The sequence below is a fragment of the Streptomyces sp. NBC_00873 genome, assembly GCF_045207415.1.
Taxonomy (GTDB): Bacteria; Actinomycetota; Actinomycetes; order Streptomycetales; family Streptomycetaceae; genus Streptomyces.
Genome location: NZ_CP108803.1, coordinates 8,513,528 through 8,538,270, shown reverse-complemented (window position 1 = coordinate 8,538,270; position 24,743 = coordinate 8,513,528). Strand labels below are relative to the sequence as shown.

Sequence of the window (24,743 nt, the reverse complement as noted above, 5' to 3'; positions counted from 1 at the left end):
CTCAATCCGGCATCGGAACTGCCGAATGCAGCGTCCGGAAGGCCGACCGCAGCTCCCCCCGGACGAGCCGTAGGGAAGGGCGCCGCTCGGTTCCGCGGCGGGTCAGAGTCAACAGGGTCCGCGCCGCGCCGGTCGGCAGCCACCGCAGGCCGTCGCGGGCACGGGCGGCGACGAGGGCCGGCAACATGCCGGCGGCGAGCCCGCGTTGGATGAGCTCCAAGTGGACCAGAAGGTCGTTACTCTCGTAGCGCACGTCCGGCTCGAAACCCATCCGGCGGCAGGTGAGCTCCGCCCACTCCCGCGACGCGCTCCCCCGCGCCTCCATCACCCACGGGATCCGTCCCCCCTCGACGCTGAACGCGCGACCTTCGAGGAGCGATTCGGCCACGACGGCGGACAGGGAGTCGTGACCGAGCTCGTGCCGGTGGGTCTCGGCCGGGATCCACGGCTGCACGCCGGGATACTCCTCGGCCACGACGAGGTCGAAGTCACCGGCGAGCAGGGCGGGCACCGCTCGCTCCGGCTCTGCTTGGACGAGCTCGATCCGCAGCCCCGCGTGGGAGTCCTGGTTCGCCAGCACCTGAGGCAACAGGAGCAGGGCGGCGCTCTGGAAGGAGGCCAGCCGCAGCGTGCCGGCCACCTGGCCGGAGAGCTCGCGCAGGTCGGCTTCCGCCTGCTCCATCTCCGCGAGGAGGCGTCGGCCGTGCTCGGCCAGGCGGGCGCCCGCCTCGGTCAGCCGCAGTCCACGGCCCACCTTGACGACCAGGGGCATGCCGACCTCGCGCTCAAGCCGACTGACCTGCGCCGAGACTCCCGACGCGCTCAGGTGCAACGCATCACCCACCGCGGCGAGGCTGCCCCGCCGCTCCAGCTCCACCAACAGGCGAACCCGCCGCATGTCCAGCATGCACCCACCCCAATCCCGATCCCAACCCCCACCCCAATCCCCCATCCCAATCGGCATCAATCATGCCGGGTCGACTCCACAAGCCGATGCTTATCGTTTGGCTCCGGACTGCCTAACTTCGTTCCTGTGACCATTTCACGTGCTTCCCTTTCATCCGTGACCGGAGCGGTATCCGGCGCCGTGCCGTCAGCCCCGGCCCGGTGGACGCCAAACCGGCATCGCAGTGGCGGCGCTCCCCATCGGTCGGCCCCTGACGCGTCCGGGCCTGTCCGACTGTCGTTCCACCGGCACCTGCCGTCCTACGCCGTCACGCCGCTCCATGACCTGCCGTCGGTGGCCGCCGACCTCGGCGTCGCCCGGGTCGCGGTCAAGGACGAGTCGTCGCGGCTGGGTTTGCCCGCCTTCAAGATGCTCGGCGCGTCCTGGGCGGCCTACCGCGCGCTGGCGGCACGCTACGGCGAGCCCGAGGAGCCGACGGTCGAGGCGCTCCGCGCGCGGATCGAGGGCAACACGCCGGTAACACTGGTCACCGCCACCGACGGAAACCACGGTCGCGCGGTGGCGCGGATGGCGTCGCACCTGGGGCTCGACGCGATGGTGCTGATCCCTGACGTCGTCTCGGAGGCCGCGATCCAGGCCATCCGCGACGAGGACGCCGACGTGCGCGTGCTCGCCGACGACTACGACGCCACGGTGCGGGCGGCCGCCCGGCTGTGCGAGGACTCCGCCGGCCTTCTCTTGGTGCAGGACACGTCGTGGCCCGGCTACGAGACAGCGCCCCGGTGGATAGTCGACGGTTACGCGACGCTCTTCGAGGAGGCCGTGGAACAGCTCGGCGGCAGCCCGGCGCTGCTGGTGGTCCCGGCCGGGGTGGGCTCGCTCGCCCACGCGGCGGCGCTGCACTGTCAACGCAACCCCGGTTGGCGGGCGGTCACCGTCGAGCCGGAGGCGGCACCCTGCATCGCGGCCAGCCTCGCCGCCGGCCACTCGGTCACCACGCGGACGAGTACGACGACCATGGCCGGCCTCAACTGCGGCACCCCTTCGTCGCTCGCGTTCCCCGACCTGCTCGCCACCTTGGACGGCGGCATCTGGGTGACCGACGCCGAGGCGGCCGAGGCCGGCGCGCGCCTGGCCGACGCCGGCATCGACTCCGGCCCGTGCGGTGCGGCCTCGCTGGCCGCCTTGCAGTACCTGAAGGGCGCCGAGGCCACCGAGCACCTGCTCACCCCCGACAGCACCGTCGTCCTGCTCAACACCGAAGCCGCGCCCCGTAAGAGCGTTTTGTCCGAGTGAGTTGGGTCCCGTTGAAGGCAGCGAGGATGCGGGGGTAATCCGGGTCTCTGCGGGGGTATCCGGTAGTCCGGTCCCTGCTGAACTTCACTCCGCCCCCAACTGGCGCTGAAGAACCTCGACGACTTTGCGAAGCTCCGCCGAGCATCAGCAGAGATGGCGCTCGAATTGGTCCCGAATGGGGGGACTCGACTGATACATGGCTCGCCCGAGCGACTCCCAGGCAGTGCGGTCTACGTCATCGAAGTAGGGGGTGTTCAGGAAGGAGAGCACCCGGCAATGAGCAACGAGCGGGCGTGGCCCACGATCTCACGCGGCAAACGCGGAGATCTTCAGTGTGTCCGAAAGGACCTGCCGTACCGCCAGGGCGAACAGCCCGCTCACCACGCCGCAGCCGTTGGCGCAGGTCGTCGCCTCGTCGTACCAGGCGCGCACGGTCAGGAAATGCATGCCGAGGGTCCGCGAGAAGGAGAACCGGATGTGGAGACCGTCCCCGAGGCTGTGTCCCGGCAGCGTGGTGATCTGGAAGTAGGTGTGCCCCACGCGCTCGACGGACACGGGATTGTCGCCCACCAGCGAACACCGATCGCCCTGCCGGACCGCCCCCCGGAAGCCGCTGCCGCTGACGGGGAACAGCCAGAAGTGGTGCGTGAGCTGGGACCGTATGTCGTACGGGGTGGTGAACGGATGCAGCCCGAGGCTGAAGTTGTACTCGTACAGCCAGTTCACCCCGGCACACGGGTAGGCGTCGGTGCCGCACTCCGCGCGGCGGCTCTCGGCGTGGGCGACGGGCACCTGTGGCCCGGCGACGAGGACGCTCCCCATGACGACCGCCAGTACGGCCCGCGCCCACGTGAGACGCCGCATGCGCACTCCCTACGTCCTCATGGACGGATTATCCTCGTAAAGCACCATAACTGATCGTTTCAGAATCAGGCTCTCGCGCGGGGGCATCGGTGACGGCGGCCCGGCCTTCGAGTGTGATCCAGCGGAAGCCGTCCGCCTGACAGAGCGCGACACGGGCCGCCGGGCCGCCCGCCTCCACGTTCCGGGCCTTGCGGGCCCCCACCCGGGTGGTCACCCGGACCAGGCCGATGGCCGCGTCGAAGGTGAAGCGGACGGGGGTGACGTGCGGGGTGCCGTCGGGGCGGAGGGTGGTGAGGGTGGCCGTGTGCGGGAGAGTGAGGAACGCTCGTGCGACGACCGGGAGTTGAAAGGTCGGGCGGCTCACTTCTTCTTCACGCCCTCGTCCCAGATCAGCTTGGCGATGTTCGGCTTCACGGCCGTGGTGATGACGCCCATGGCCGTACGGACATACCGCCGCTCCGCCAATTCGCGCAGCATGCTCGCGGCGAGGTCGGCACGGGCGGTGAAGACGCCGTCGGCGCTGGTCTCGGCGGTGTAGTAGTCCGTGACGACGGGGTGCTCGAAGAGGCCCGAGGGCCGGACGAAGGTCCAGTCGAGGCCCGTCTGACGGATCACGGCCTCCATGCGGCGCATGTCCTCGTGGAGGGTGCGGCCGAGACGTCGGTTCACCAGCGGGTCGAGCACATGATTGAAGAAGTGCGCGCCGGTAGGGCGCCAGTTCGGGTCGGCGATGCTGGAGCTGACGGCGAGCAGCCGCTTGATGCCGTGGCGGGCCATGGCCCCGGTGATGACGGTGGCGCTCGCCGAGTACGTGGTGATGGTCTCCTTGCTGAAGCGCGCGCCCAGCGCGGAGAGGACGGCGTCCGTCCCGCCGATCGCGGCATCGACAGCCGCCGGGTCGGTGGCGTCGGCGACGGCCACGGCAAGGCCGGGCCGCGCGGGCAGGGAGCCGGGTCTGCGGGTCACGGCGACGACCTCGTGGCCGGCGGCCAGGGCCTGGTCGGTGAGGCGGCGGCCGGTCGGTCCGTTGGCACCGAAGACTGCGATACGCATGATGTCGGGTCATCCCTTCGTATGGTTCCCGGAACGCCCTTGACTGTGCTGCTCACCAAACGCAGGCTCAACGCTGATGAATAACGCCGCCCCTGCCCCCACCCGCACCCGAGGCCGCCCCCGCGGCAACCCGCCGACCCGCGAGTCGATCGTCTCGGCGGCCCGTTCGCTGTTCCTGGAGCACGGCTACCGGAGCACCACCCTGCGCGCGGTGGCCGGGGCCGCCGAGGTCGACCCGGCGCTGATCGCGTACCACTTCGGCTCGAAGAAGGGCCTGTTCGCGGACGTGATGCAGTTCCAGTGCGCCAATGCGCTGGCGGTGGACGACGTCCTCGGCGGCGACCCGGCCACCCTCCCCGACCGCCTGATCGACGCGGTGACCGACCTGTGGGAGGACGCCGACTTCCAGCAGCTCACCACCCAGGGCGACGAGGCCGCCGAGGTGATCCGCGAATACCTGGAACGCGAGCTGCTGGCGCGACTTGTCGAATTTCTCGGCGGCCGGGACGCAACCGCCCGCGCCACGGCCGTGGTGACGATCCTCGGCGGTCTCATCTACACCCGCTACCTCAACCCCCTCCCCACCCCCGCCGCCCTCACCCCGTCCGAGATCCGTCACAGCCTCACCCCAGCGCTGCGCGCGGCACTGGCCCCGAGGCCGCGCGCGGCGGCACCCACCAGAGCCGGCCGTCAGGGCTCGCCGACCTCGGGCGGAGGCGCCGTTCGGCCTTGACCGCCTCAGCGCCTCCAGTGCGGCGTAGCCCGAACGCCGGGGCATCTTCCGGGAATCCCGGTGAACCCCAGCGGTGCCCGCGCCCGGTGTGCTGACCGGCCAGGATCAATCGCACCGGCATTTCCTGTACCTCAACTACTCACGCCCGGGGCACGGGAGGGGGACACGTCGACTGCCATCTCTAGACGGCGAGTAGCCCGGCGAGCGTCAAAGCCGCCACCGCAGAGAAGACCCGCAGCTTCCTCCAGCCCGGCCCCGAAGCCTGGCGGGTCAGCTCCCAGGTGCCCACCAGACCGCCGCCAAGGCCCAGCGCGCTTCGCAGCAGGAAAACGGTGGTGTGCACGGGGAGCCCTCAGGTACCTTCGAACGGACGGGAAGGCTACCCCTGGTGGCGGTCGCGTGGATAGCCAGCCCCAGTTTGGAAGATCCCGTACGCGGATGACCTCTGACCTGCGAGGCCTCTGACCTACAAGGGAGTTGCCAGTTCCCTCTAGTTCCCCGCTGCTTCCCCCTCGCTACCGACCGATCGGGCACGCAAGGGGCACGCAGCTGCGATGATCGGGTCATGCAGCCTGGGGTGAAGCAGCACTTGTTCGAGCTTGCTGGGGCAAGTCGTGGCCCTGCCCCGCCTTGGGTCGTGTTGCCACTTAGCGCAGTCATCACTGCAGTGGGGTTGGCCGTGTTGGTGAACTTCCGGGGCGTGCCAGAACGGCTGCACGAACACTGGCGCGGAGGTCAGCAAGGCCGCCTTGCCTCCTTCGGTTTTCAGCGGCACATCGGCGCTTGGATGGCGCTGGGAGGCCTGTGGGGGTTCCTCGCGACGTCTTGGCAGCTCATTGCCGACTAGCTCAGAACTTGTGTCCGCCTGATGCCGTGCAAGTCGGTGGCCGCACCCTGTCCCGCTCGAAAATACGATTTAGCGGCTGTGGCCTGCACGTTTGCTGATCCTGGCGACAAGGCCTCGACTGGCCTGCAACGATCTGCGGATGTCGCTGTCGGTCGTCGCCATGCTCGTCCGGAATCTGATCACCGTGCCCGCTGCCGTACTGCGCAGCCGTATGGCCAAAGATGCGGAAGTTCTCGCGCTCCGGCATGAGAACGCGGTACTGCGCCGGCAGATCGCCCGGGTCTGCTACGAGCCCGCCGACCGGATCTGGCTCGCCGCACTCTCCCGGCTGATCCCGCGCGAACGCTGGCGCCAGGTCTTCGCGGTCACCCCCACCACACTGCTGGCCTGGCACCGTCAACTCCTCGCCCGCAAGTGGGCGTTCACCCAACGCCGCCGCCCCGGCCGACCCTCCACCGCGCCCGCCGTCAAGCAGCTCATTCTGCGCCTGGCCCGCGAGAACAGCACCTGGGGCCACCGCCGGATTCAGGGCGAACTCGCCCGCCTGGGCTACGCGATCGCCCCGTCCACAGTCTGGGAGATCCTGCATGCCGCCGGCATCGACCCCGCCCCGCAGCGCTCCGGGCCGACCTGGCGCCAGTTCCTCACCGCCCAGGCCCACGGCATCATCGCCGCCGACTTCCTCCACCTCGACACCGTGTCACTCAAGCGCCTCTACGCCCTGGTCGTCATCGAGCACGGCACCCGGCGCCTCCACCTCGCCGGCGTCACCGCCCATCCCACCGCGCAATGGACCGTCCAGCAGGCCAGGAACCTCGCCGTGATCCTGGACCGCCCCATCGACTCGCTGCGTTTCCTCCTCCGGGACCGGGACAGCAAGTACACCCGTGCCTTCGACGCCGTCTTCGAGGCCGACGGCGTGGAGATTCTGCTCAGCCCACCACGGGCACCCAAAGCGAACGCGATCTGCGAGCGAGTCGTGGGCACCCTCCGCCGCGAGCTCCTCGACCGCATGCTCATCTACAACGAGACCCACGCCGTGAAAGTACTGACCGAGTACATCCAGCACTACAACGGACACCGTCCCCACCAATCCCGCCAGCAGCTACCCCCGGACAGCGACCAACCGTCCAACCCGGCCGCCATCACCGACCTCCAGGCCCACCGGATCCGGCGACAACCCATCCTCGGAGGATTGATCAACCAGTATCACCGCGCCGCCTGACCAAACGACACCACCGCAGCTCACAGCACCGAATCGTATTTTCGAGCGGGACAGGCCACCGTCACGCCCAGCACCAGCAGCTCGCCGTGGAAGCGCGCCGGTAGCCCCACGTGGGATTTTCCCGTGCCAGGCGCAGCACCAGGGCGCGGATGGAGCGCACGGTGCGGGGCCGACCCGGGCGCTTCGGCTTGGACTCGGCGGCGTGGCGGCGGGCGACCAGGTCGCGGTGCCAACGTAGCACCGTGTCCGGCCGGACCAGCAGCCGCAGCCTGCGCAGCACGTCCCGCGGCAGCCGGTGCAGCAGCGCCGCCAGGAACGCCCGGTCGTTCGGGCTGAACCGCACCTTCTCCTTACCGAGTTGGCGCTCCAGCACCGACAGTTTGGTGGCGCAGGGCGAGGATCTCCACGTCCTTGTCCCGATCGCTCATCGGTAGCAGGCGCAGCAGGGCGAACGCGTTCGCCCTGCCCAAGTAGGCCAGTCGCAGCAGCACGGTTGGTCATCATGCCGCGTTGATCGATAGCCGCGCGACGGCGCAGACTCGACCGACCGCGCTCGACATCCCGTACACCCCGCACACCAGCTCCGACCAGGGCGGATGAGGTTATCGGCAAGCGCAACGTCGGCGGGAGGTGCTGGGTGATCTGCCGGATCTGCCCGTCGTCCATGTTGCCCGCCGCAGCGGTGAACCCGAACCTGGCGCGAGTCTCATGGTGTTGCCGCCCGCGCTCGCCGCGTTCTTCTTCGCCTTGGCCTTTCGTGGTCGGGGGCTTGACAGACGTCGCGGGCCCGGAGGGGGCCGAAGCGTCAACGACGTTACGTGCCCAGGTTGCCGCCCCGGCCCGCGCGCATCGACGGGGGCATCGGCACGGGTACCGCGGCGAGGAGGTCGCGGGTGTAGTCGTGACGGGGGCTGCGGTAGAGCTCGGCGGCCGTGCCGGTCTCGATGATCTCGCCCTGGCGCATCACCGCGACGCGGTCGGCGATGACTTCCACGAGTGCGAGGTCGTGGGAAATGAACAGGTAGGCCAGCCCGAGTTCGTTCTGAAGCTCGTGCATGAGGTTGAGGACCTGGGCCCGTACGGACACGTCGAGCGCGGCCACCGGCTCGTCGCAGACGATCAGCGCGGGTTCCAGGGCGAGCGCCCGGGCGATCGCGACGCGCTGCAACTGGCCGCCGGACAGCTCTCCTGGGTGGCGATGCGCCGCCGAGCGGGGCAACCCGACCCGGTCGAGGAGTTCGGCGGCACGCCGTTCCCGCTCCGCGCGGCCCGTGCCGAAGTGAACCAGCATGGGTTCGCCCACGGAGACGCCGACCGGGAGGCGTGGATCGAGTGAGCTGTGCGGGTCCTGGAAGATCATCTGCATGCGGCGGCGCAGTGTGCGCAGGTCACGTCGCCCCAGGCCCGCAACGTCGGTGCCGTCGAAGACGACCCGGCCCTCGTCGGGTTCGATCAGGCGCAGGACGAGTCGCCCCAGGGTCGACTTGCCGGCGCCGGACTCCCCGACCACCGCGAGGGTCTCCCCCGCGTCGACGTACAAGGACGCGTCGCGCACCGCGCGGTGCCGCACGACGACGCGGCCGAACGCGTCGCGCCTGCGCACGTAGGACTTCGACAGTCCGGTGACCTCCAGCAGGCTCATGCCGGCGTCACCCCCGCCAACGCCAGTTCCGCAGCGCGGTGACAACGCACGGCGGCGGCGCCGGGCAGCTCCCGCAGTACCGACGGACTGGTGCATTCCGTTTCGCGGAAATGCGTGCACCGGTTGTGGAAGCGGCAGTTCGGCGGCATCGCGTCAGGGGACGGCACCCGTCCGGGAATCGCGGCGAGCCGTCGTCCCTGGCCCACGCGGGGGATCGAGGCGATCAGGCCGGCCGTGTACGGGTGGCGCGGCCGGCGGAACAGCTCGTCGACCCCGGCCGATTCGACGACCTGCCCGGCGTACATCACGACGACCCGGTCGCACACCTCGGCGATCACGCCCAGGTCGTGGCTGATCATCAGGACCGAGATGCCGGACTCCTCGCGGATCTCGCGGAGTAGGTCGAGGATCCTTGCCTGCACGGTGACGTCGAGCGCGGTCGTCGGTTCGTCCGCGATCAGCAGTTCGGGGTCGCAGGCGAGCGCGACGGCGATCATGACGCGCTGGCACATGCCGCCGCTGAACTGGTGGGGGTAGTTGTGCAGGCGTCGCGCCGCGTCGGCGATGTGGACGCGATCGAGGAGCTCGGCCGCTCGCTGCCAGGCCGCGCGGCGGCCCAGGCCGGCGTGGCGGCGGACGGTCTCGGCAATGTGGTCGCCGACCGTGAAGGCGGGGTTCAGGCTGCGCATCGGCTGTTGGAAGATCATCCCGATGCGGTCGCCGCGGATGCGGCGCAGCGCGCGTGGGGACAGGGCGGACAGGGCGGTGTCACGCAGCTGCACGGTGCCCGCCACGCGCCGGCCGCCCTGTTGCTCGATCAGGCCCAGGGCGGCCAGGCAGGACAGGGTCTTGCCCGAGCCGGACTCGCCGACCAGGCCGACGGTCTCGTTCTCCCGCACGTGGAACGAGACGTCGTCGAGCACGCGCACCGGGGCGCGGCGGGGCCCGAACTCCACGCTGAGGCCGCTGACCGTGAGCAGCGGTGCGGCCGAGCCGGCCGGCGTCGGGGGCCGGTCCGCCGTGTTCACGTCCGTGGAAGGGCTCATCACGGGTTCCTCTCTGCGCTGTGACGGATCCGTACGGTCTTGCGGAGCCCGTCGCCGGCCAGCGTCAGGGCGAGCACGGTCAGCGTGATGGCGAGACCGGGGGCGTACACCAGGTACGGGGCGATGGTCATGTTGGCGTATGCGGTGTTGAGCATCGAGCCCCAACTCGGGTCCGGCGGGCGCACGCCGAGCCCGAGGAAGCTCAGGCTCGCCTCCGCGGTGACCGCGACGCCGAGCGTGATCGAGATCTGCACGACGAGCACCGGCAGGATGTTGGGCAGTACGTGTCGGCCGAGCACGCGGCCCGGGGTGCAGCCGATCGTCCGACTGGCCTCGATGAACGTCTCGTGCCGCAGGTCCCGCGTGGCGGCGCGTGCGACGCGGTGGAACCGGGGCACCAGGATGACGCCGACAGCCACCATGGCGGTGGTGATGTCGCGCCCCAGCACGGCCACGACGGTCAGCGCCAATACGATGCCGGGCACGCCCATCAGCACGTCCATCAGGCGACCGAGCATCGCGTCCGTGACCCCGCCCAGGTAACCGCTCAGCACCCCGGGCGGAACCCCGGCCAGGGCGCCGATGGTCACCGCCTGTGTGGCCGCGAGCAGCGACACGCGCGCCCCGTACAGCAGGCGGCTCATCTGGTCGCGGCCGAACTCGTCCGTCCCCAGCCAGTTCTCTGCGCTCGGCGGGCTCAGCCGCGACGCGAGCTGCTGGGCGTTCGGGTCGTGCGTCGCGAGCAGCGGTGCCAGGGCGGCGGCGGCGGCGAGCAGCGCCAGGTAGGTGAGGGCGACCGCGGCCGGCCGGTCGCGCATGAAGCGGCACGCGGCCGAGGGCGGTTTCGGGCCGGTCTGCTCGTCGGCCGGCGCGGCTGCGGCCAGGTCACGCGTCTTCACGCCGCCGGCGGCATCATCCGGACCGGGCCGACGAGGGGTGGGCCGGTTCATATGCGCCCCTTCGGATTGAGGTACAGCTGCGACAGGTCGGTGAGCAGGTTGAACAGCGCCACCCACAAAACGCTGACGACGACCACGCCCAGCAGCACCGGCACGTCCCCGGTCAGCACGCTGTCCACGGTCACCGGGCCGAGACCCGGCAGGGTGAACACGGCCTCGATGACGACCGCGCCGCCGATCATCTCCGCCAGCCGGAAGCCGAGCACCGTCACCGCCGGACCGGCCGCGTTCTTCAACGCGTGCTTGCCGACCACGGCCGTACGGCTCAGGCCCCGAGTGTCGGCCGCCAGCACGTAGTCGCGCCGGAGTACGTCGGTGAGCGAGGCCCGCAGTTGCAGGGCCAGCTCCGCCGCCGGTGTCGCGGCCAGGGAGATCGCCGGCAGCACGAGGTGGTGCAGCCATGGGCCGACCCCTTGGGCCGGCGGCACGTAGCCGAGCGCCGGCAACAGCTGCCAGCCGACCGCGAAGAATGTCACCAGGAGCAAGGCGAGCCAGAAGGACGGCACCGCGACCAGCAGCGAGCACAGGCCGGTGACCGCGCGGTCGACCGCACCGCCGGGGCGGATGGCCGCGGCCACCCCCGTCGCCGCACCGAAGGCCGCCATCAGCACGACGGACACCAGGATCAGGGACGCGGTGACGCCGAGCCGCTCCCGCAGCATGGCCCCGACCGGCTGCTCGGTGGTGAACGACCGTCCGAAGTCACCGGTCGCCGCGTGGGACAGCCAGGACGCGTACCGGGACAGCAGCGGGTCGTCCAGGTGCAGTTGCTCGCGCACCTGTTCCACTCGTTCGGGTGTCGGGTGCTCCCCCGCCAGCCGCAGCGCGGGATCGCCGGGCACGAAATCGATCATCAGGAAGACCAGGAACGAGACCACCAGCACCAGTGGCACCGTCGCCGCGAGCCGGCGCAGCACCAGGGTCACCACGGCACGGCTCTTCCCGCCGCGGGGGTACGCGGGTTCACCGGCCCGGGCCCGTCACCGCGAGGTAGCGCGCGTCGAAGAGCCCGGCCTTCGTCCACGGCATGGACTCGACACCGGTGACCTTGGGCGCGTACGCCCACATCTGCTTGGTCGAGCAGATGTTGAGCAGCGTCGCCTCGTCGGCGACGGTCGTCCAGATCTGCCGGTACAGATCGCCCCGCTGCTCCTGGCTCAGCGTGGGGTCCTCGGCCTTGTCGGCCAGCGGCTTCACCGTGTCGCGCACGGCCTCGGCGCCGCCGTACGGCCCGAGGTAGGACATGGCGATCAGCTGGCTGGGGTCGGCCACCGCCGAGACGGGGCCGAGGTACGCGGGGTAGCGGCCTTCGCGGTAGGCCGCGTCCGACTCGCCGGAGGGCAGCGGTGTCAGTTCGACCTTGATACCGAGCGGCGCGAGCTGGCTCTGCACCATCTGGGCGACCTGCTCGAACGCGGACGAGGCGGCGACGTCGAGCGTGAAGGACAAAGACGTCACGCCGGCTTCGGCGAGCAGCCGCCTGGCGCGCTCGGGGTCGTGGGCCAGGCGGTCCTCCAGCCCCGGGGCGTGGGCCCAGTGCCCGACCGGGAAGGGCTGCACGAGCGGCTCGCAGTTGCCGCCGAGCAGCTGAGCGGAGATCGCCTTGCGGTCGATGCCCAGGCTGATCGCCATTCGCACCCTCTTGTCGGCGAACTTCGGGTCAATGCTGCGCAGGTACAGCGCCTGTTGCGAGAGCACGGGGACCTTCAGGGCCTTGAACGCGCCCGAGTCCGCCAGCTTCTCGGCGGTCGCGATGTCCGCGCCCAGGATGTGCGCCACGTCGAGCTGGCCGGCGCGCAGCGCGTTGATCCGGGTGGAGGCCGCCGGGACGAAGGAGATCTCGACGCGCTTGGGCAGCGCGGCCTTGGTGTCCCAGTAGTTCCCGGGGGCGCGTTCGAGCACCACGAGCTCGTTGGGGCGGAATTCCTTTACCGCGTAAGGGCCGGATCCGGCGTCGCCCGGCGCCGACGCCAGGTCCCGTCCGTCGGCCAGTGCCTTGGGGCTGATGATCTCCCCGGCGTTGGAGGAGAGCACCCGTGGCAGGCCCGCCCCACGGCCGGCCTTGAGGTGGAGCCGGACCGTCGTCGGGTCGACGACCTCGACGGAGGTGATATCGGCCAGCATGGCGGCCACGGTGCTGCCGGGCAGACTCTTGTTGCGGTCCAGGCTCGCCTTCACCGCGGCCGCGTCCAGGGGCGTGCCGTCGTGGAACGTCACGTCGCCGCGGAGCTTGAACTCCAGGAAGGACCCGTCCGGGGCGAACTGCCAGGACGTGGCGAGCATCGGCTGTGCAGTGAATGTGTCGTCCAGCGCCGTCAGCCGGTCGTAGATCAGGAAGGTCGCGGGCTGCGAGGTCGGCAGCGCCTGCTTCGCCGGGTCCAGCGACTGCGTCGGTCCGGCGTAGCCGATCCGCAGTGCCGCCCCGCGGTCCGCGGGTCCCCCAGCGGCGGGGCCGCCGGGGCCCGTGCTCGGGGCGGAGCACGCGAGTGTCAGTGACGCCGCGACGCCGATCGCCGCGAGCGGACGTATCCATCTGGTACCAGCCATCGGTGTTCTCCTCGTGAGGGAAACGCACGCGAAAAGTGACGGGGGGAGCGAGATGAGCGTGTGCAGTGGGCCGATCGACTGCCCCGAAGGGGTCGGCGTCGCGCGGGCACGCCGCGTCCGGCGGGCCCTGGCGGCGCCAAAGTCCCGTCCCCACGTGATCGGGGGTGCTGACGATTCACCGCGTCGTGCGGGGAGCGTGTACGACGGCTGCGGCGTCAGCGGGTCCGCAGCGGAGATTCGGTGGCGTTGCGCACCTGGTCCTCGGTGACGCCGGGGGCGGTCTCCACCAGGAGCAGGCCGTGCGGCGCCACATCGATGACGGCAAGGTCGGTGATGTCGGCCACCGGGGTGCCCACCCCGGTCCGGGTGCAGAAGGCCGGGGTGCCCGGCCCGCCGGCACGCAGCCGTTCCGCGAGCGTGCCCTGCGGGGTCAGCTCGACCTCCAGCTCACCACTCAGGTACTGCCGCGCGAACTCCTTGTTCTTCCCGACGTAGCTCCGCTGGATACGGCGGGCCGCGAGCAACCGGCCCAGTCCCCAGTCGTCCGCGCCGCAATTGTTCGCGACGACCTCCAGTTCGTCCACCCCGGTCTCCAGGAGCGCGTCGGTCGACGTCGACGGGATCCCGCACAGACCGAAACCACCCACCGCGAGCGAGGCGCGGCCTTCGATGTCGGCCCCCGCGTACCGGGCGGACGCGACCACCTTGTCCAAATCACTTCCTCCTCGTCCGGCCGTCCCGATCAACTCCGCGTGCGCTGTGTGTCGACGACGCGTGGAGCGACCGGAGAACGGCGGGGGGTGCACTTCGCCGACGGGCCCGCATGCGGCCGTCGCGGCCCAGGTCGACGACCTGGGCGGGAGCCGTCGATCGATGGCGATGCGGTTCACACGGCGGCGGAAGCCCTGGCGATCCCGCGCGAGACCAGGTCCGCCGCCTGCGCCTCGGTGTAGCCGACGACCTGCGCCAGCACGGATACCGTGTGCTCGCCCAGCAGGGCGGGCCGCCCGGGAACGTGGCGCACTTCGCCGTCCAGCCGGATGGGCATGGCGAGTTCGGGGGCGGGGTGCGCCGGGTCACGGCGCACCATGCCGTGGGCGGCCGCGGTTTCGCGGTCCAGCGCCTCCGCCACGTCCAGGACGGGACTCACACACGCGTCGACACCGCTGAACGCCTGGAGCCACTCACTGCGGGTGCGGGCGCCCAGGACACGCGCGACGTCGTCGACGGCGCCTGTGTCGTTCTGACGTCCCACCAGGTCGGGCCGGCCGGCGACGGCACAGAACGCCTGCCAGAACTTCGGCTCCAGTGCCGCGACCGCGAGCCGCTGCCCGTCGGAACAGGGGTAGACGCGGTAGCAGGGCAAGGTCCCGCCGAGCGGGCCGTCCGAGACCGGTCGTGTCCGGTCCGTCGCCCAGTACTCGCCGATCTCGTTGGACAACCACGTCAGGACGACGTCGCGCATGGCGACCTCGACACAGCTGCCGCGGCCGGACTGCCTGGCTTGGAGCAGCGCCGCGAGGAGGCCGACCGCCGCCGTCGTCGCCCCCGCCAGGTCGGCGACCGGGACCGGCAGCGGGGTGGGGGCGCCAGTCGCTGTCCCTGGATGGAGCATGCCGGTGGCGGCGACGTAGTTCAGGTCGTGCCCCGCCTTCCGGCTGTCCTCGCCCGTGGCGCCGTACCCTGTCAGGCGCACGAACACCAGGCTCGGGTTCGCCCGGGTCAGGTCCGTGTACGCCAGCCCGAGGCGTTCGGCGACGCCCGGCCGAAAGCCCTCGACGACGACGTCGCAGGCTGCGGCGACGCGTCGGCACGCCTCCTGCCCCTCAGGGGTTTTGAGGTCGAGCGCGACCGACTGCCGGCCGCGGGTCAGCATCCACTCCGCCGCGGAGTGGTCGCCGATCCGCGGGCTCATCTGCCGCATCGGGTCTCCCCCGTCCACGGCCTCGACCTTGATGACGTCCGCGCCCATCGAAGCGAGCATCGACATCAGGTGTGCTCCGGGCAGGAGCCTGGTCAGGTCGAGGACACGGCAATCCGTGAGGGGCCCGGTCATCAGCCCACCATCCTCGTGAGGCGGCGGATGGTGCCGTCGCCGTCGCATCCCACGACCAGGGAGTGGTCGGTGTCGACGAGCAGGGACGGGCGCCGTCCGTAACTCACGCCGTCCGCGGGCAGCCCCAGGGGCAGGCCCTCCGCGATCACCTCGCGGCGCAGGTCGGTCAGGTCGACGCGGATGACACGTCCGCCGCCGCCTTGGCGCTGGGCGACGTACAGCGCCTCACCGGTGACCGCGACGGCTGCGGGTGCGTCGAATCCGTTGAGCACACGGCGCTCCCCGCCGGCGAGGAGCACGAGGGTTGCGCTCTTCTCGTCGCAGGCGACCACGGTGTCCCCGTGACCGGCCACCGCGACGATGGACGCGAGGCCCGTCTCCCAGCGGGACGTGACCGTGCCGTCCATCGCGAGGGCCACCACGCCACCGTCGACGAGTCCGGCGAGCAGGGTCCCCTGGTTGACGGCGATCGCGCTCGCGCCGTCGGCCTCCACGGAGAGGTACTGCGTGGTGGCGTCGCCGGTGGAGCCCAGCAGCTTCTCCCAGGTGTCGCGGCCGTCTTCGCGCCGGAACACGTCGCCCGCCTGGGTCAGCGCGACCAGGTTGCCGTCCACCCGCTGGGCGCCGATCGCCACGAACGGCTGGTCGAAGAACAGCCGGGACAGGCGGCTGATCTCCCCCGTGGGCGAGACGTGGCAGATGCTGTTCGAGTCGGCAGCGAGGTAGCCGTCGCCGTCGTCGGCCGCCACCTGGTAGGGGCCCATGAAGGCGCGCTCGGAGATGACCTGGTCGATGCGCTCGGTGCCCGCCGCGTACCGGACGACGCGGGTGTCGATGAAGTTCGAGACGTACAGGTTACCCGCCGCGTCGAAGGCGAAGCTGTCGATGCCCTGTCCCGGTTCGGCAAGGCGGACACGCTCGCCCGTCGCCGGGTCGATCGCGCTGACGATTCCGGTACCGGCGTCGCTGACGACCAGCCGGCCCGACGGGTCGAACTTCGCGGCGGTGGGGAAGATGAAACCTTCCGCCGCGACCTTGACGTCGCCGGTGACCGGGTCGACGGAGATGACCCGGCCGTCGAGCACCTGGGGCACGTAGAGCCGGCCGTCGTCCCCCGTCTCCAGAGCGTTCAGCCAGTCGAGTCCCTCGGCGATGACGCGGAAGGTATTGGGCCTGTGCCGGTCCACCTCGAGGATGCGCCCGCCTTCGCGCATCTCGTCCACATAGAGCGTGTCGGTGCGGGGATCGACGTAGATGCCGTTGGCGCAGGGGCAGTCGTCGAGCAGCACGAAGTATTCGCCGTTCGCGCGTCGGCCGCTCACCCGTCCGTTCATGGTCTCGGCCGTGTAGACCGTGCCCTCGGAGTCGAACGCGACGTCGTCCGGGCCGCTGAGCAGCGAGCCCATCGGCGAGGCGACCGCCCGATCACCGCTGCTGAGGTCCCACGTGCTGATCTGGTCGCCCACCAGTTCGGCGATCCACAGCCGGCCGTCGTGCACACGGATGCCGTTGGAGCCGAAGAGCCGCGACGGTTCGCGGAGGGTCGTGAGTTCCCAGCCAGCTGCGACCCGCGCCTTGACGGTGGTGTAGAGCTCGTATCGCGAAGGCCAGGTTCTTCCTTCGAATGCACCGCTGTGCGGCATGTCGACTCCTCAGATTCCGGTGAACTGGGCAGACCGCTTCTCCTGGAACGCGAGCTGGCCTTCGGCGAGGTCGGGCGTGAGTACGCACAGCACCTGCGTGCGGTCCTCCATGGTCAGCGCCGCCTCAAGGCCGCCGGCCGCCATGGAGGCGTTGAGCGCCTCCTTGGAGAAGCGCAGCGCGAGCGGCGCCTTGGTCGCGAGGACCTCGGCGGTCCCCAGCGCCGAGTCGAGCAGGTCGTCCCCGCAGGTCCGGCTGACCAGCCCGATGCGCTCGGCCTCCTCGGCCGGGACGCGGCGGCCGGTCATGAGGATCTCGGTCGCCCGGCCGCCGACGATCTTCGGCAGCAGGTAGCTGGCGCCCATCTCGGACACCGCCTGGCCGATGTTGATCTGGGCCGCCGCGAAGTACGCCGATGCGGAGGCCAGGCGGATGTCGCTGGCCATCGCGATCGAGAAGCCGCCGCCGACGCACGGGCCGTTCACGGCCGAGATCACCGGCTGCGGGATGCGCCGCAGCTTCGCGATGACGCCGGAGTACCACGACTGGACTTCCGCCCAGTGGTGCTGCGGCTGGTCCTCGACACCGGTCGGGAAGATCTCGCCGGACAGGTCCGCGCCGGAGCAGAACCCGCGGCCGGACCCGGTGATCACCACGACCCGGATGTCCTGGTTGCGCACCAGCTCGTCGAGCTGGCGCGTGAGCGCGATGATGAGGTCCGGGTTCAGCGCGTTGAGGCGCGCCGGGCGGTTGAGCGTGAGCAGCCGGACATGGGGGCGGGGCTCTTCGATGAGAAGCACCTGGTCGGTCATGCGGTTTCACCACCGGTCTCGCGGGTCTCGGCGACCCATTCGTTGATCAGTTCCAGCGCGTGCTGCGCGTCCTGCGGGCCGAGCGGCCGGCTCTGCCACGTGATTTCGAGGCGGAGGCCGTTCGGGTCGAAGAAGTAGAGGGAGTGCCAGACGCCTTCGTGGTCGACCACGCCCAGCGTCTCGATGCCGAAGGAGGCCAGGCGCTGCTTCCAGTGGTCGAGTTCCTCCGCCGAGTCGACGTTCATGGCGAAGTGACGGATCCACTTCGGCACGCCGTCGTCGCGGCCGGCGTAGTCGGCGTCGCGGACCTCGAAGAACGCCATGCAACTGCCGTCCTCCAGGGCGAAGAACGTGTGCAGGAACGGCGTTTCCTCCAGCGTGGAGGGAACCCTGTCCTCGCGCACGGCCGACACCAGCCTGAAGCCCAGGACCTCGGTGTAGAAGTCGTAGGTCGCCTTGGTGTCGTTGGTGGGCATGGCGATCACTTCGACACGGTGGTGTTCCCCCAAGGACGGGGACGGCTGCCGCTGGGATGCCACCCCGCACGATCCAGTGACCCGCGTACGCCTCCAAGGCGTCGGACATGTCCGCGTGCACCAACACCGGCCCGTACGCGGCCGGGTCAAGACCGTCAGCGTCAAGCGCGAAGGCGCGCACTGGTACGTGATCCTCGCCTGCGACAGCGTACCCGCCCAGCCGCTCCCGGCCACCGGGGCGATCGTCGGTATTGACATGGGCGTGACGCACTTCCTGATCACCAGCGAGGGTGTGCACGTCGCCCATCCACGCTTCCTCCAAGCCTGTGCCCAGGCCCTGGCCGAGGCACAACGGCACCTGGCCACCTTTCCTCAGCGCACCCGCCACCGCTCGAAGAAGCACCGGGCCGCCGCCCGCGCCGTGGCGAGGATCCACGCCAAGATCCGACGCCGGCGCACCGACCACCACCACAAGACCGCCCTCGACCTGATCCGCGACAACGACGTGATCGGACATGAGCGGCTGAACATCGCGGGCATGACCAAGACACCCGCGCCCAGGCCCGGCCCCGAGCGGCCCGGCACTTTTCTGCCGAACCAGGCTGCTGCAAAGGCCGGGCTGAACCGCGGTATCCTCGATGCGGGTTGGGGGCAGTTCGTGATGATCCTGGCGAACCAGGCTGAGAGCGCCGGTCGCCGAATGATCGCAGTGGACGCCCGCAACACCTCCCGAACGTGCCCCGACTGCGGGCACGTCACGAAGGAAAACCGCACCACACAGGCACAGCTCGAGTGCACCGCGTGCGGGTTCCTCGCGAACGCCGACCACGTAGGCGCGCTGAACGTCCATCACAGGGATGGGCTGGCCCTCTGCGCGCCGGCCTAGCCATCGACGCAGGAAGCCAGCACGTTGACCCGTGGGTGGAGTCACGTCTCGCATTCAGATCAACGTCCCGGAGCGGCCCTGCCAGTACTCGTCGCGCAGGCGGCGCTTGTAGAGCTTTCCGTTGGGGTCCCGGGGGAGGCTGCCGGCGAACTCGACCCGGCGGGGGGCCTTGAAGCCCGCCAGATGTTCGCGGCAGTAGGCGATCAGTTGCTCGCCCAGTTCACGGCTTCCCGCCCCCGGTTCGGCTGGCTGGACCACGGCCAGCACCTCTTCGCCGAACTCCTTGTTGGGGATGCCAAAGACGGCGACGTCGGCGACGGCCGGGTGACCGAGGAGGACGTCCTCGATCTCGCGCGGGTAGATGTTCACGCCGCCGGAAATAATCATGTCGCTCGACCGGTCGGTGAGGAACAGGTAGCCCTCGTCGTCGAGGTAGCCGATGTCGCCGGCGGTGACCTTGTCGCCGCGGTAGACCTCGGCCGTCTTCTCCGGATCGTTGTGGTACTCGAACCGGTGGTTGGCCATCGCCTGGAAGTAGACGAGCCCCGGCGTCCCGGCGGAGACCTCCTCGTGCGTGCCGGGGTCGAGGACATACACCTTGCCGCCCGCCCAGGCCCTGCCGACCGAACCGGGGCGCTTGAGCCATTCCCCGGACGTGATGACCGTCGAGCCGCCCTCGGTGGCGGCGTAGAACTCGACGAGAATCTCGCCCCACCACTCGATCATCCGCCGCTTGACGTCCACGGCGCAGGGCGCGGCCGCGTGGTACGCAACTCGGTGGCTCGTGAGGTCGTAACGGGTCCGGACGTCCTCGGGGAGGCTGAGCAGGCGGGTGAACATCGTCGGTACCCACTGACTGTGGGTGATCGCGTGCTTCTCGATGAGCCGCAGGGCCGACTCGGCGTCGAAGCGCGGCATGATCACGGCCGTGCCGCCGATGGTCTGCTGCCCGAACGACCACAGCGTCGGCGAGGAGTGGTACAGCGGCCCGGAGGACAGGTAGCGCGTGTTCTCCGTGAGGCCGTGCTGGTCCATGACCGAGCGCATGAGCGACGGTCCCGCGTCGGGGGCGGCCGCTGTCAGCCTCGGGCGGATCCCCTTCGGCTTTCCGGTGGTTCCCGACGAGTAGAACATCGGGGCACCCGCGTACTCGTGGACGATCCGGGTTTCCGGCCGGCCGGCGGTGAACTCGTCGAGGCCGATCACGTCCGCCGCGACGCCCGGGCGGCCGCCGACGCGGATCCGGTGCAGGTCGAGCCCTTCGGTCGCCTCCATGGCGGTCTCGGCGAAGTCGTCGTGGAAGAACAGCGCCTTCGCGCCGCAGTCCTCGACGACGAACCGGATCTCGCTGGCGGTGAGATGCCAGTTGACCGGCGTGAAGTACAGGCCGGAGCGCATCGCGGCCCACCAGATCTCGCCGAACTCGGCGATGTTGGGCAGGACGACCGCGACGCCGTCCCCGGGACCGATGCCGAGTCCGGCCAGCGCGTGGGCGATCTGGTTGGACCGCGCGTTCAGCTCCGCGTACGTCACCGTCGGCCCGAACTCCCCGACGATGAACGCCGCTCGCTCCGGATACTTTTCAGCCATCACGCCGATGTACATGCTGGCCCCCTCGCCTGAATGGGTCTTCCTGCACGTCCCGGGGGTCACCCCGCCCCGAACACCGCCCTGCGGTTTGCGCAGTCTGCCCGACCCCGTCGAGCCAAAACAAGAAGTCAGCAGAACTTTTTTCTGGAAACTAGAGAGCTATGATGCCGCTGACCGGCTACTCCGCGATCGGCCGGTCTCACACACCCAGCATTCTTGGAGGTGGCGTGACCCTTCGGATCTGGCATCAGTCGATGACGGAACTGACCAACCAGGCGGCCTACACAAAGGCGTTGGAGCGGCACATCGCGCAGGTCGTCGATGCCGACGCCATGGTGGACTTGCACGGCGTGCGGCCGGGAACATACGGCGAGGCCGCGCCCTCGCAGGCGCTCAGTTACCCCTTCGGATTCCACACCCTGCTGCGGCAGGTCCTCGACCTCGTGCTGGAGGCCGAGGAGTCCGGCTGCCACGCGGTCGCCCTCGCCTCGTTCGCCGAACCGTTCCTGCGCGAGGCACGCTCGATCGTCGACATCCCGGTCGTCTCGATGGCCGAAAGTTCACTGCTTACGGCATGCTCCGTGGCCCGACGCTCGGCCCTGGTCAGCGTGACGAAAGATCGACGGGACGAACGTCATGGACGGTGTCGCGGTCGTGCTGAACCACGCCGTGGTGCTGGCCCGCCTCCGGCAGCGCACCGGCCTGCACGCCGGAAGGCGCTGGGACTACCGCCGTCCGCCCGCGGCGCTGCTGGCCCAGCTGCGCGAACGGCATTCGGGGTGAGCACGCCGGCCGCGGCGCGCATCCCGGAATCGACACGGCCGGCCACGTCCGGCCATGAACTCCTCCGGAGGACCTGACATGAAATTGAGTCTGAACCTCGGCTACTGGGGATCAGAACGCCGCGACGACCTGGCACTGGTCCAGCTGGCCGAGGACGTCGGCTTCGACTGCGTCTGGGTGGGCGAGGCGTACGGCTCCGACGGTGTCACGCCCCTGGCGTGGCTCGCGGCCCGCACGAAGCACATCGGTCTCGGCACGGCGGTGCTCCAGATGGCCGGGCGGAGCCCCGCGCTCACCGCCATGACCGCGGCGACCATGGACGCGTTGAGCGACGGGCGGTTCCGGCTCGGCCTGGGCATGTCCGGGCCTCAGGTCGTCGAGGGCTGGCACGGCATTCCGTACGGAAAGCCGATGCGGCGCACCCGCGAGTACGTCGACGTGGTCCGGCAGGCGCTGCGGCGCGAGAAGCCCGTGGAACACCACGGCGAGTACTACGACATCCCGTACCGTGGTGCCGACGGGACCGGCCTGGGCAAGCCGCTCAAGCTGATCCTCCACCCGCGCCGCCCGGATCTGCCCATCTACCTCGCCGCGCTCGGCCCGCAGAACGTCAAACTGGCGGGCGAGATCGCGGACGGCTGGCTGCCGGTGTTCTTCTCCCCGACGCGTTTCGAGGAGGTCTTCGCGCCGACACTCGGACCGGTCGGGCCGGACTTCGACGTCTCCCCCATCGTGGAGGTGGTCGTGGGGCCCGACGTCCGCGAGTGCCGGATGCGGGTCAAGCACACGATCGCCCTGTACATGGGCGGCATGGGCGCCAAGGGGCGCAACTTCTACCAGGTCATGGCCACGCGGTACGGCTACGGCCACGCGACGGAGAAGATCCAGGAGCTCTTCCTGAGCGGGCGCAAGGACGAGGCCGCCGCCGCCGTGCCGGACGAACTCGTCGACGAGGTGGCCCTGTGCGGCCCACCCGGCAGGATCGGTGAGCTGCTGGAGCGCTGGACCAGCTCGCCGATCACCTCCATGTCCTGCATGACCCGTGACCCGGAGGCCGTCCGCCTCCTGGCGGACCTCCTCCGATAGGCGATCCCTATGCGATTTGGCTTCACCACCGAGCAGCTCGATCTGCGCGACAGCGTGCGCCGGTTCCTGGACCGGCTCACCGACAAGGCAGCTGACGGCAGCGCGCTGCCCCTCGAACCCGGCACCTCCGCCTGGACGGTGCTGAGCGAGCAGCTGGGGCTCACGGCACTCACCGTCCCCGAGGAGTTCGGCGGCTTCGGCACCGGGACGGTCGAACTGGCGGTCGTCCTCGAGGAGATGGGGCGTCACCCGCGCCCCGGCCCGTTCCTGGCCAGTTCCGGTTTCGCCGTCCCCCCGCTCACCGCGCTTCTGGGCAAGGAGGACGCCCGTAGGTATCTTCCCGACGTCTCGGCCGGTCGGCTCCTCGCGACGCTCGCGGCGGCCGACGGGGCCGGGGTCGAGGTCCGTGCGCAGGAGCGGCGTTCGGAGTACGCCCTGACGGGGGTCACCCCGCCCGTCCACGCGGTTCCGGGCCTGTTCGTGGTGACCGCCGCGTCCGCGCACGGCCCGCGGCTGTTCCTGGTGTCCCCCGACGCCGCGGGGTGGTCGCTGGTGCCCGAGGCGAGCTTCGACCTGACCGCACCCGTAGCGCGGCTGCGGCTGGAGGACGCGCCGGCGACGCTGCTGGGCGAGGTCGGCGACGAGGACACCATCCGGCGGGCGCTCGTCCGGGCCCGCATCTCGCTGGCGGCGTCGCAGCTCGGCGGGGCCCAGGCCTGTCTCGACACCGCCGTCGCGTATGCCAAGGACCGCCGTCAGTTCGGCCGCCCCATCGGGTCGTTCCAGGCCGTCAAGCACCGGCTCGCCGACGTGCTCGTGGCGATCGAGGGCGCACGCTCGCTGGTCTACCACGCCGCCTGGCTCGCGGACCGCGACGACGAGGCCGAACTCCGCACGGTGGCCGCGATGGCCAAGGCCTGGTGCTCCGACGCGTACCTCCAGGCCGCCGAGACCAACGTGCTCGTCCACGGCGGCCTCGGCTTCACCTGGGAGCACTCGGCGCACCTCCACCTGCGCCGGGCCCGCAGTCAGCACACCCTCCTCGGCCATCCCGACCAGCAGCTGGACGAGGTGGCGGCCCGCCTCGGCCTGGGGTCCGCGGCCGTCGCTCACGGAAAGGCATGACGATGGACTTCGAGAACAGCCCCGAGGAGACGTCCTTCCGGCAGCGGGCCTCCGCGTGGCTGGCCGAGCACGCGCCGCGGTTCGAGGACCCCGGGCCCGAGCGGCTCACGGTGTTCGCGCGCCACAGCCCCGAGGAATCGGCGGAACTCACGCGCCGCGCCCTGGAGTGGCAGGCCGCCAAGCACGCCGCCGGATGGGCGGGGATCGCCCTGCCGCGCGAGGTCGGCGGGGGCGGCGGGACCCTCGCCCAGTCGCTCATGTTCGCTCAGGAGGAAGGCCGCTACCGGATCCCCAAGGACGCGCTGTCGGTGACGATGGGAATGGTGGCGCCCACGCTCGCGCGGTGGGGAACCGCCGCGCAGCACACCGGCCTGCTGGGGCCGCTCCTGGCCGGGCGGCGCCTGTGGTGCCAGCTGTTCTCCGAGCCCGGTGCCGGCTCGGACCTGGCCGGCCTCCAGACCTGCGCCCGCAGGCACGGCGAGGGATGGGTGGTCAACGGGCACAAGGTGTGGACGTCGTACGCCCAGTTCGCGGACTTCGGCTACCTGCTGGCCCGCACGGGCGAGGAGCCCCGGCACCGCGGGCTCACCGCGTTCGTCGTCGACATGCGGACGCCCGGGATCACGGTGGAACCGCTGCGCCAGGCGACGGGGGCCAGCACGTTCAACGAGGTCTTCCTCGACGACGTGGTGCTGCCGGAGTCGGCCCCACTCGGCGCCGTCGGCCAGGGATGGCAGGTCGCGATGACCACGCTCATGAACGAGCGCTACGCCCTGGAGCCGTCGGACGTTCCGGCAGCCCCGCTGAAGGCGTTGGTGGAGCAGGTCGGGGCGCAGGCCGACCCGGCGGTCGGTCGCGGAACGGCGCGGACCTTCACGTACCAGACCATCCTGAACGTCCTCCAGGTCCGCCTGCTGACGGCCGCGGCGGAGGGGCGCGAACCCGGCCCCGAGGGCTCCGTCACCAAGCTGCTCACCACGCGCGGCCAGGCGGCGGCCGCCGACACGGCCTTGCTCGCGCTGGGTGAGGAGGCGCTGCTCGACAACGTCTGGACCGAGTTCGCGCTGGGCAGTCTCGGACTGCGGATCGGGGGCGGCACGGACGAGATCCTGAAGAACATCATCGCGGAGCGTGTGCTGGGGCTGCCGCGGGAGGGCGCGATCTCGTGA

The 24,743-nt window shown here is 70.5% G+C and carries 24 protein-coding genes and 3 pseudogenes; 9 read left to right on the top strand and 18 right to left on the bottom strand.

Annotation, left to right across the window (positions count from 1 at the left end):
- Position 1: 1 nt before the first annotated feature.
- Positions 2–907 carry a LysR family transcriptional regulator gene (locus OH809_RS39535; protein ID WP_406416271.1) on the bottom strand — a complete coding sequence of 302 codons (906 nt, stop codon included), beginning with the start codon at positions 905–907 and terminating at the stop codon, positions 2–4.
- A 126-nt stretch (positions 908–1,033) separates the two neighbouring features.
- On the opposite strand from OH809_RS39535, the gene OH809_RS39530 reads away from it, so the two are divergent.
- Positions 1,034–2,203 carry a diaminopropionate ammonia-lyase gene (locus OH809_RS39530; protein WP_406516151.1) on the top strand — a complete coding sequence of 390 codons (1,170 nt, stop codon included), beginning with the start codon at positions 1,034–1,036 and terminating at the stop codon, positions 2,201–2,203.
- A 306-nt stretch (positions 2,204–2,509) separates the two neighbouring features.
- Here the strand turns inward: OH809_RS39530 and OH809_RS39525 are convergent, their stop codons facing one another.
- The 3 genes from OH809_RS39525 to OH809_RS39515 are packed head-to-tail and all read right to left on the bottom strand — an operon-like array spanning position 2,510 to position 4,120.
- A complete protein-coding gene (locus tag OH809_RS39525) occupies positions 2,510–3,067 on the bottom strand; it encodes a hypothetical protein (RefSeq protein WP_406416273.1) in 558 nt (185 codons plus the stop codon).
- A gap of 28 nt (positions 3,068–3,095) precedes the next feature.
- Positions 3,096–3,431, bottom strand: a complete 336-nt coding sequence (locus OH809_RS39520) for a pyridoxamine 5'-phosphate oxidase family protein (RefSeq protein WP_406416275.1) — start codon at positions 3,429–3,431, stop codon at positions 3,096–3,098.
- Positions 3,428–4,120: an NAD(P)-dependent oxidoreductase gene (locus OH809_RS39515; RefSeq protein WP_406416276.1), complete on the bottom strand. Its 693-nt coding sequence runs from the start codon at positions 4,118–4,120 to the stop codon at positions 3,428–3,430. Before OH809_RS39515 ends, OH809_RS39520 begins: the two co-directional genes overlap by 4 nt.
- A gap of 76 nt (positions 4,121–4,196) precedes the next feature.
- On the opposite strand from OH809_RS39515, the gene OH809_RS39510 reads away from it, so the two are divergent.
- Positions 4,197–4,853: a TetR/AcrR family transcriptional regulator gene (locus tag OH809_RS39510; protein WP_406416277.1), complete on the top strand. Its 657-nt coding sequence runs from the start codon at positions 4,197–4,199 to the stop codon at positions 4,851–4,853.
- Positions 4,854–5,034: 181 nt separating this feature from the next.
- On the opposite strand, the gene OH809_RS39505 is transcribed toward OH809_RS39510, so the two are convergent.
- A complete protein-coding gene (locus tag OH809_RS39505) occupies positions 5,035–5,196 on the bottom strand; it encodes a hypothetical protein (protein ID WP_406416278.1) in 162 nt (53 codons plus the stop codon).
- A 643-nt stretch (positions 5,197–5,839) separates the two neighbouring features.
- Here OH809_RS39505 and OH809_RS39500 point away from each other — a divergent pair.
- Positions 5,840–6,925, top strand: a complete 1,086-nt coding sequence (locus OH809_RS39500; protein ID WP_406416280.1) for an integrase core domain-containing protein — start codon at positions 5,840–5,842, stop codon at positions 6,923–6,925.
- Between the two features lie 61 nt (positions 6,926–6,986).
- Here OH809_RS39500 and OH809_RS39495 read toward each other — a convergent pair whose 3' ends face one another.
- From OH809_RS39495 to OH809_RS39440, 12 genes and pseudogenes are all read right to left on the bottom strand, one after another.
- Positions 6,987–7,298 (bottom strand): hypothetical protein, encoded by a 312-nt coding sequence (locus tag OH809_RS39495; protein WP_406416282.1) that lies wholly within the window; start codon positions 7,296–7,298, stop codon positions 6,987–6,989.
- Positions 7,276–7,416 (bottom strand): hypothetical protein, encoded by a 141-nt coding sequence (locus OH809_RS39490; protein WP_406416283.1) that lies wholly within the window; start codon positions 7,414–7,416, stop codon positions 7,276–7,278. Before OH809_RS39490 ends, OH809_RS39495 begins: the two co-directional genes overlap by 23 nt.
- A 323-nt stretch (positions 7,417–7,739) precedes the next feature.
- Positions 7,740–8,567 (bottom strand): ATP-binding cassette domain-containing protein, encoded by an 828-nt coding sequence (locus tag OH809_RS39485; protein WP_406416285.1) that lies wholly within the window; start codon positions 8,565–8,567, stop codon positions 7,740–7,742.
- Complete coding sequence (locus OH809_RS39480; protein ID WP_406416287.1) at positions 8,564–9,613, bottom strand: ABC transporter ATP-binding protein; 1,050 nt, start codon at positions 9,611–9,613, stop codon at positions 8,564–8,566. Before OH809_RS39480 ends, OH809_RS39485 begins: the two co-directional genes overlap by 4 nt.
- Positions 9,613–10,563: an ABC transporter permease gene (locus OH809_RS39475; protein ID WP_406516150.1), complete on the bottom strand. Its 951-nt coding sequence runs from the start codon at positions 10,561–10,563 to the stop codon at positions 9,613–9,615. Before OH809_RS39475 ends, OH809_RS39480 begins: the two co-directional genes overlap by 1 nt.
- Complete coding sequence (locus OH809_RS39470) at positions 10,560–11,501, bottom strand: ABC transporter permease (RefSeq protein WP_406416291.1); 942 nt, start codon at positions 11,499–11,501, stop codon at positions 10,560–10,562. The genes OH809_RS39475 and OH809_RS39470 overlap by 4 nt, the downstream gene beginning before the upstream one ends.
- Before the next feature lie 34 nt (positions 11,502–11,535).
- A complete protein-coding gene (locus OH809_RS39465; RefSeq protein WP_406416293.1) occupies positions 11,536–13,119 on the bottom strand; it encodes an ABC transporter substrate-binding protein in 1,584 nt (527 codons plus the stop codon).
- 335 nt (positions 13,120–13,454) lie between these two features.
- Positions 13,455–13,832, bottom strand: a pseudogene (locus OH809_RS39460) (CoA transferase subunit A); the annotation flags it as partial.
- 173 nt (positions 13,833–14,005) lie between these two features.
- On the bottom strand, positions 14,006–15,175 hold the full coding sequence (locus OH809_RS39455; protein ID WP_406416295.1) for a CaiB/BaiF CoA transferase family protein: 1,170 nt from the start codon (positions 15,173–15,175) through the stop codon (positions 14,006–14,008).
- Positions 15,175–16,818: an SMP-30/gluconolactonase/LRE family protein gene (locus OH809_RS39450; RefSeq protein WP_406416296.1), complete on the bottom strand. Its 1,644-nt coding sequence runs from the start codon at positions 16,816–16,818 to the stop codon at positions 15,175–15,177. Before OH809_RS39450 ends, OH809_RS39455 begins: the two co-directional genes overlap by 1 nt.
- 9 nt (positions 16,819–16,827) lie before the next feature.
- Positions 16,828–17,628 (bottom strand): enoyl-CoA hydratase/isomerase family protein, encoded by an 801-nt coding sequence (locus tag OH809_RS39445; RefSeq protein WP_406416297.1) that lies wholly within the window; start codon positions 17,626–17,628, stop codon positions 16,828–16,830.
- Positions 17,625–18,104 (bottom strand): VOC family protein, encoded by a 480-nt coding sequence (locus OH809_RS39440; protein ID WP_406416299.1) that lies wholly within the window; start codon positions 18,102–18,104, stop codon positions 17,625–17,627. The genes OH809_RS39445 and OH809_RS39440 overlap by 4 nt, the downstream gene beginning before the upstream one ends.
- A 6-nt stretch (positions 18,105–18,110) precedes the next feature.
- Between OH809_RS39440 and OH809_RS39435 the strand changes: the two are divergent.
- A pseudogene (locus tag OH809_RS39435) lies at positions 18,111–18,990 on the top strand (RNA-guided endonuclease InsQ/TnpB family protein); the annotation flags it as partial.
- Positions 18,991–19,044: 54 nt separating this feature from the next.
- Here the strand turns inward: OH809_RS39435 and OH809_RS39430 are convergent.
- The gene (locus OH809_RS39430; protein WP_406416300.1) at positions 19,045–20,580 is read right to left on the bottom strand and encodes an acyl-CoA synthetase; all 1,536 of its coding nucleotides are present in this window, start codon (positions 20,578–20,580) and stop codon (positions 19,045–19,047) included.
- Positions 20,581–20,741: 161 nt separating this feature from the next.
- On the opposite strand from OH809_RS39430, the pseudogene OH809_RS39425 reads away from it, so the two are divergent.
- The 5 genes and pseudogenes from OH809_RS39425 to OH809_RS39405 form a co-directional block, all read left to right on the top strand.
- Positions 20,742–21,188 (top strand): annotated as a pseudogene (locus tag OH809_RS39425) (aspartate/glutamate racemase family protein); the annotation flags it as partial.
- Between the two features lie 28 nt (positions 21,189–21,216).
- Positions 21,217–21,363 (top strand): hypothetical protein, encoded by a 147-nt coding sequence (locus tag OH809_RS39420; RefSeq protein ID WP_406516337.1) that lies wholly within the window; start codon positions 21,217–21,219, stop codon positions 21,361–21,363.
- A 78-nt stretch (positions 21,364–21,441) separates the two neighbouring features.
- Positions 21,442–22,449, top strand: a complete 1,008-nt coding sequence (locus OH809_RS39415) for an LLM class F420-dependent oxidoreductase (RefSeq protein WP_406416303.1) — start codon at positions 21,442–21,444, stop codon at positions 22,447–22,449.
- Positions 22,450–22,458: 9 nt separating this feature from the next.
- Positions 22,459–23,574 (top strand): acyl-CoA dehydrogenase family protein, encoded by a 1,116-nt coding sequence (locus OH809_RS39410; RefSeq protein WP_406416305.1) that lies wholly within the window; start codon positions 22,459–22,461, stop codon positions 23,572–23,574.
- Complete coding sequence (locus tag OH809_RS39405) at positions 23,571–24,743, top strand: acyl-CoA dehydrogenase family protein (protein ID WP_406416306.1); 1,173 nt, start codon at positions 23,571–23,573, stop codon at positions 24,741–24,743. Before OH809_RS39410 ends, OH809_RS39405 begins: the two co-directional genes overlap by 4 nt.

Coding starts and splice junctions, on each gene's coding strand:
- OH809_RS39535 (WP_406416271.1), bottom strand. CDS start 907: ATGCTGGACATGCGGCGGGTTCGCCTGTTGGTGGAGCTGGAGCGGCGG.
- OH809_RS39525 (WP_406416273.1), bottom strand. CDS start 3,067: ATGCGGCGTCTCACGTGGGCGCGGGCCGTACTGGCGGTCGTCATGGGG.
- OH809_RS39515 (WP_406416276.1), bottom strand. CDS start 4,120: ATGCGTATCGCAGTCTTCGGTGCCAACGGACCGACCGGCCGCCGCCTC.
- OH809_RS39510 (WP_406416277.1), top strand. CDS start 4,197: ATGAATAACGCCGCCCCTGCCCCCACCCGCACCCGAGGCCGCCCCCGC.
- OH809_RS39500 (WP_406416280.1), top strand. CDS start 5,840: ATGTCGCTGTCGGTCGTCGCCATGCTCGTCCGGAATCTGATCACCGTG.
- OH809_RS39485 (WP_406416285.1), bottom strand. CDS start 8,567: ATGAGCCTGCTGGAGGTCACCGGACTGTCGAAGTCCTACGTGCGCAGG.
- OH809_RS39480 (WP_406416287.1), bottom strand. CDS start 9,613: ATGAGCCCTTCCACGGACGTGAACACGGCGGACCGGCCCCCGACGCCG.
- OH809_RS39475 (WP_406516150.1), bottom strand. CDS start 10,563: ATGAACCGGCCCACCCCTCGTCGGCCCGGTCCGGATGATGCCGCCGGC.
- OH809_RS39465 (WP_406416293.1), bottom strand. CDS start 13,119: ATGGCTGGTACCAGATGGATACGTCCGCTCGCGGCGATCGGCGTCGCG.
- OH809_RS39455 (WP_406416295.1), bottom strand. CDS start 15,175: ATGACCGGGCCCCTCACGGATTGCCGTGTCCTCGACCTGACCAGGCTC.
- OH809_RS39450 (WP_406416296.1), bottom strand. CDS start 16,818: ATGCCGCACAGCGGTGCATTCGAAGGAAGAACCTGGCCTTCGCGATAC.
- OH809_RS39445 (WP_406416297.1), bottom strand. CDS start 17,628: ATGACCGACCAGGTGCTTCTCATCGAAGAGCCCCGCCCCCATGTCCGG.
- OH809_RS39440 (WP_406416299.1), bottom strand. CDS start 18,104: ATGCCCACCAACGACACCAAGGCGACCTACGACTTCTACACCGAGGTC.
- OH809_RS39430 (WP_406416300.1), bottom strand. CDS start 20,580: ATGGCTGAAAAGTATCCGGAGCGAGCGGCGTTCATCGTCGGGGAGTTC.
- OH809_RS39420 (WP_406516337.1), top strand. CDS start 21,217: ATGGACGGTGTCGCGGTCGTGCTGAACCACGCCGTGGTGCTGGCCCGC.
- OH809_RS39415 (WP_406416303.1), top strand. CDS start 21,442: ATGAAATTGAGTCTGAACCTCGGCTACTGGGGATCAGAACGCCGCGAC.
- OH809_RS39410 (WP_406416305.1), top strand. CDS start 22,459: ATGCGATTTGGCTTCACCACCGAGCAGCTCGATCTGCGCGACAGCGTG.
- OH809_RS39405 (WP_406416306.1), top strand. CDS start 23,571: ATGACGATGGACTTCGAGAACAGCCCCGAGGAGACGTCCTTCCGGCAG.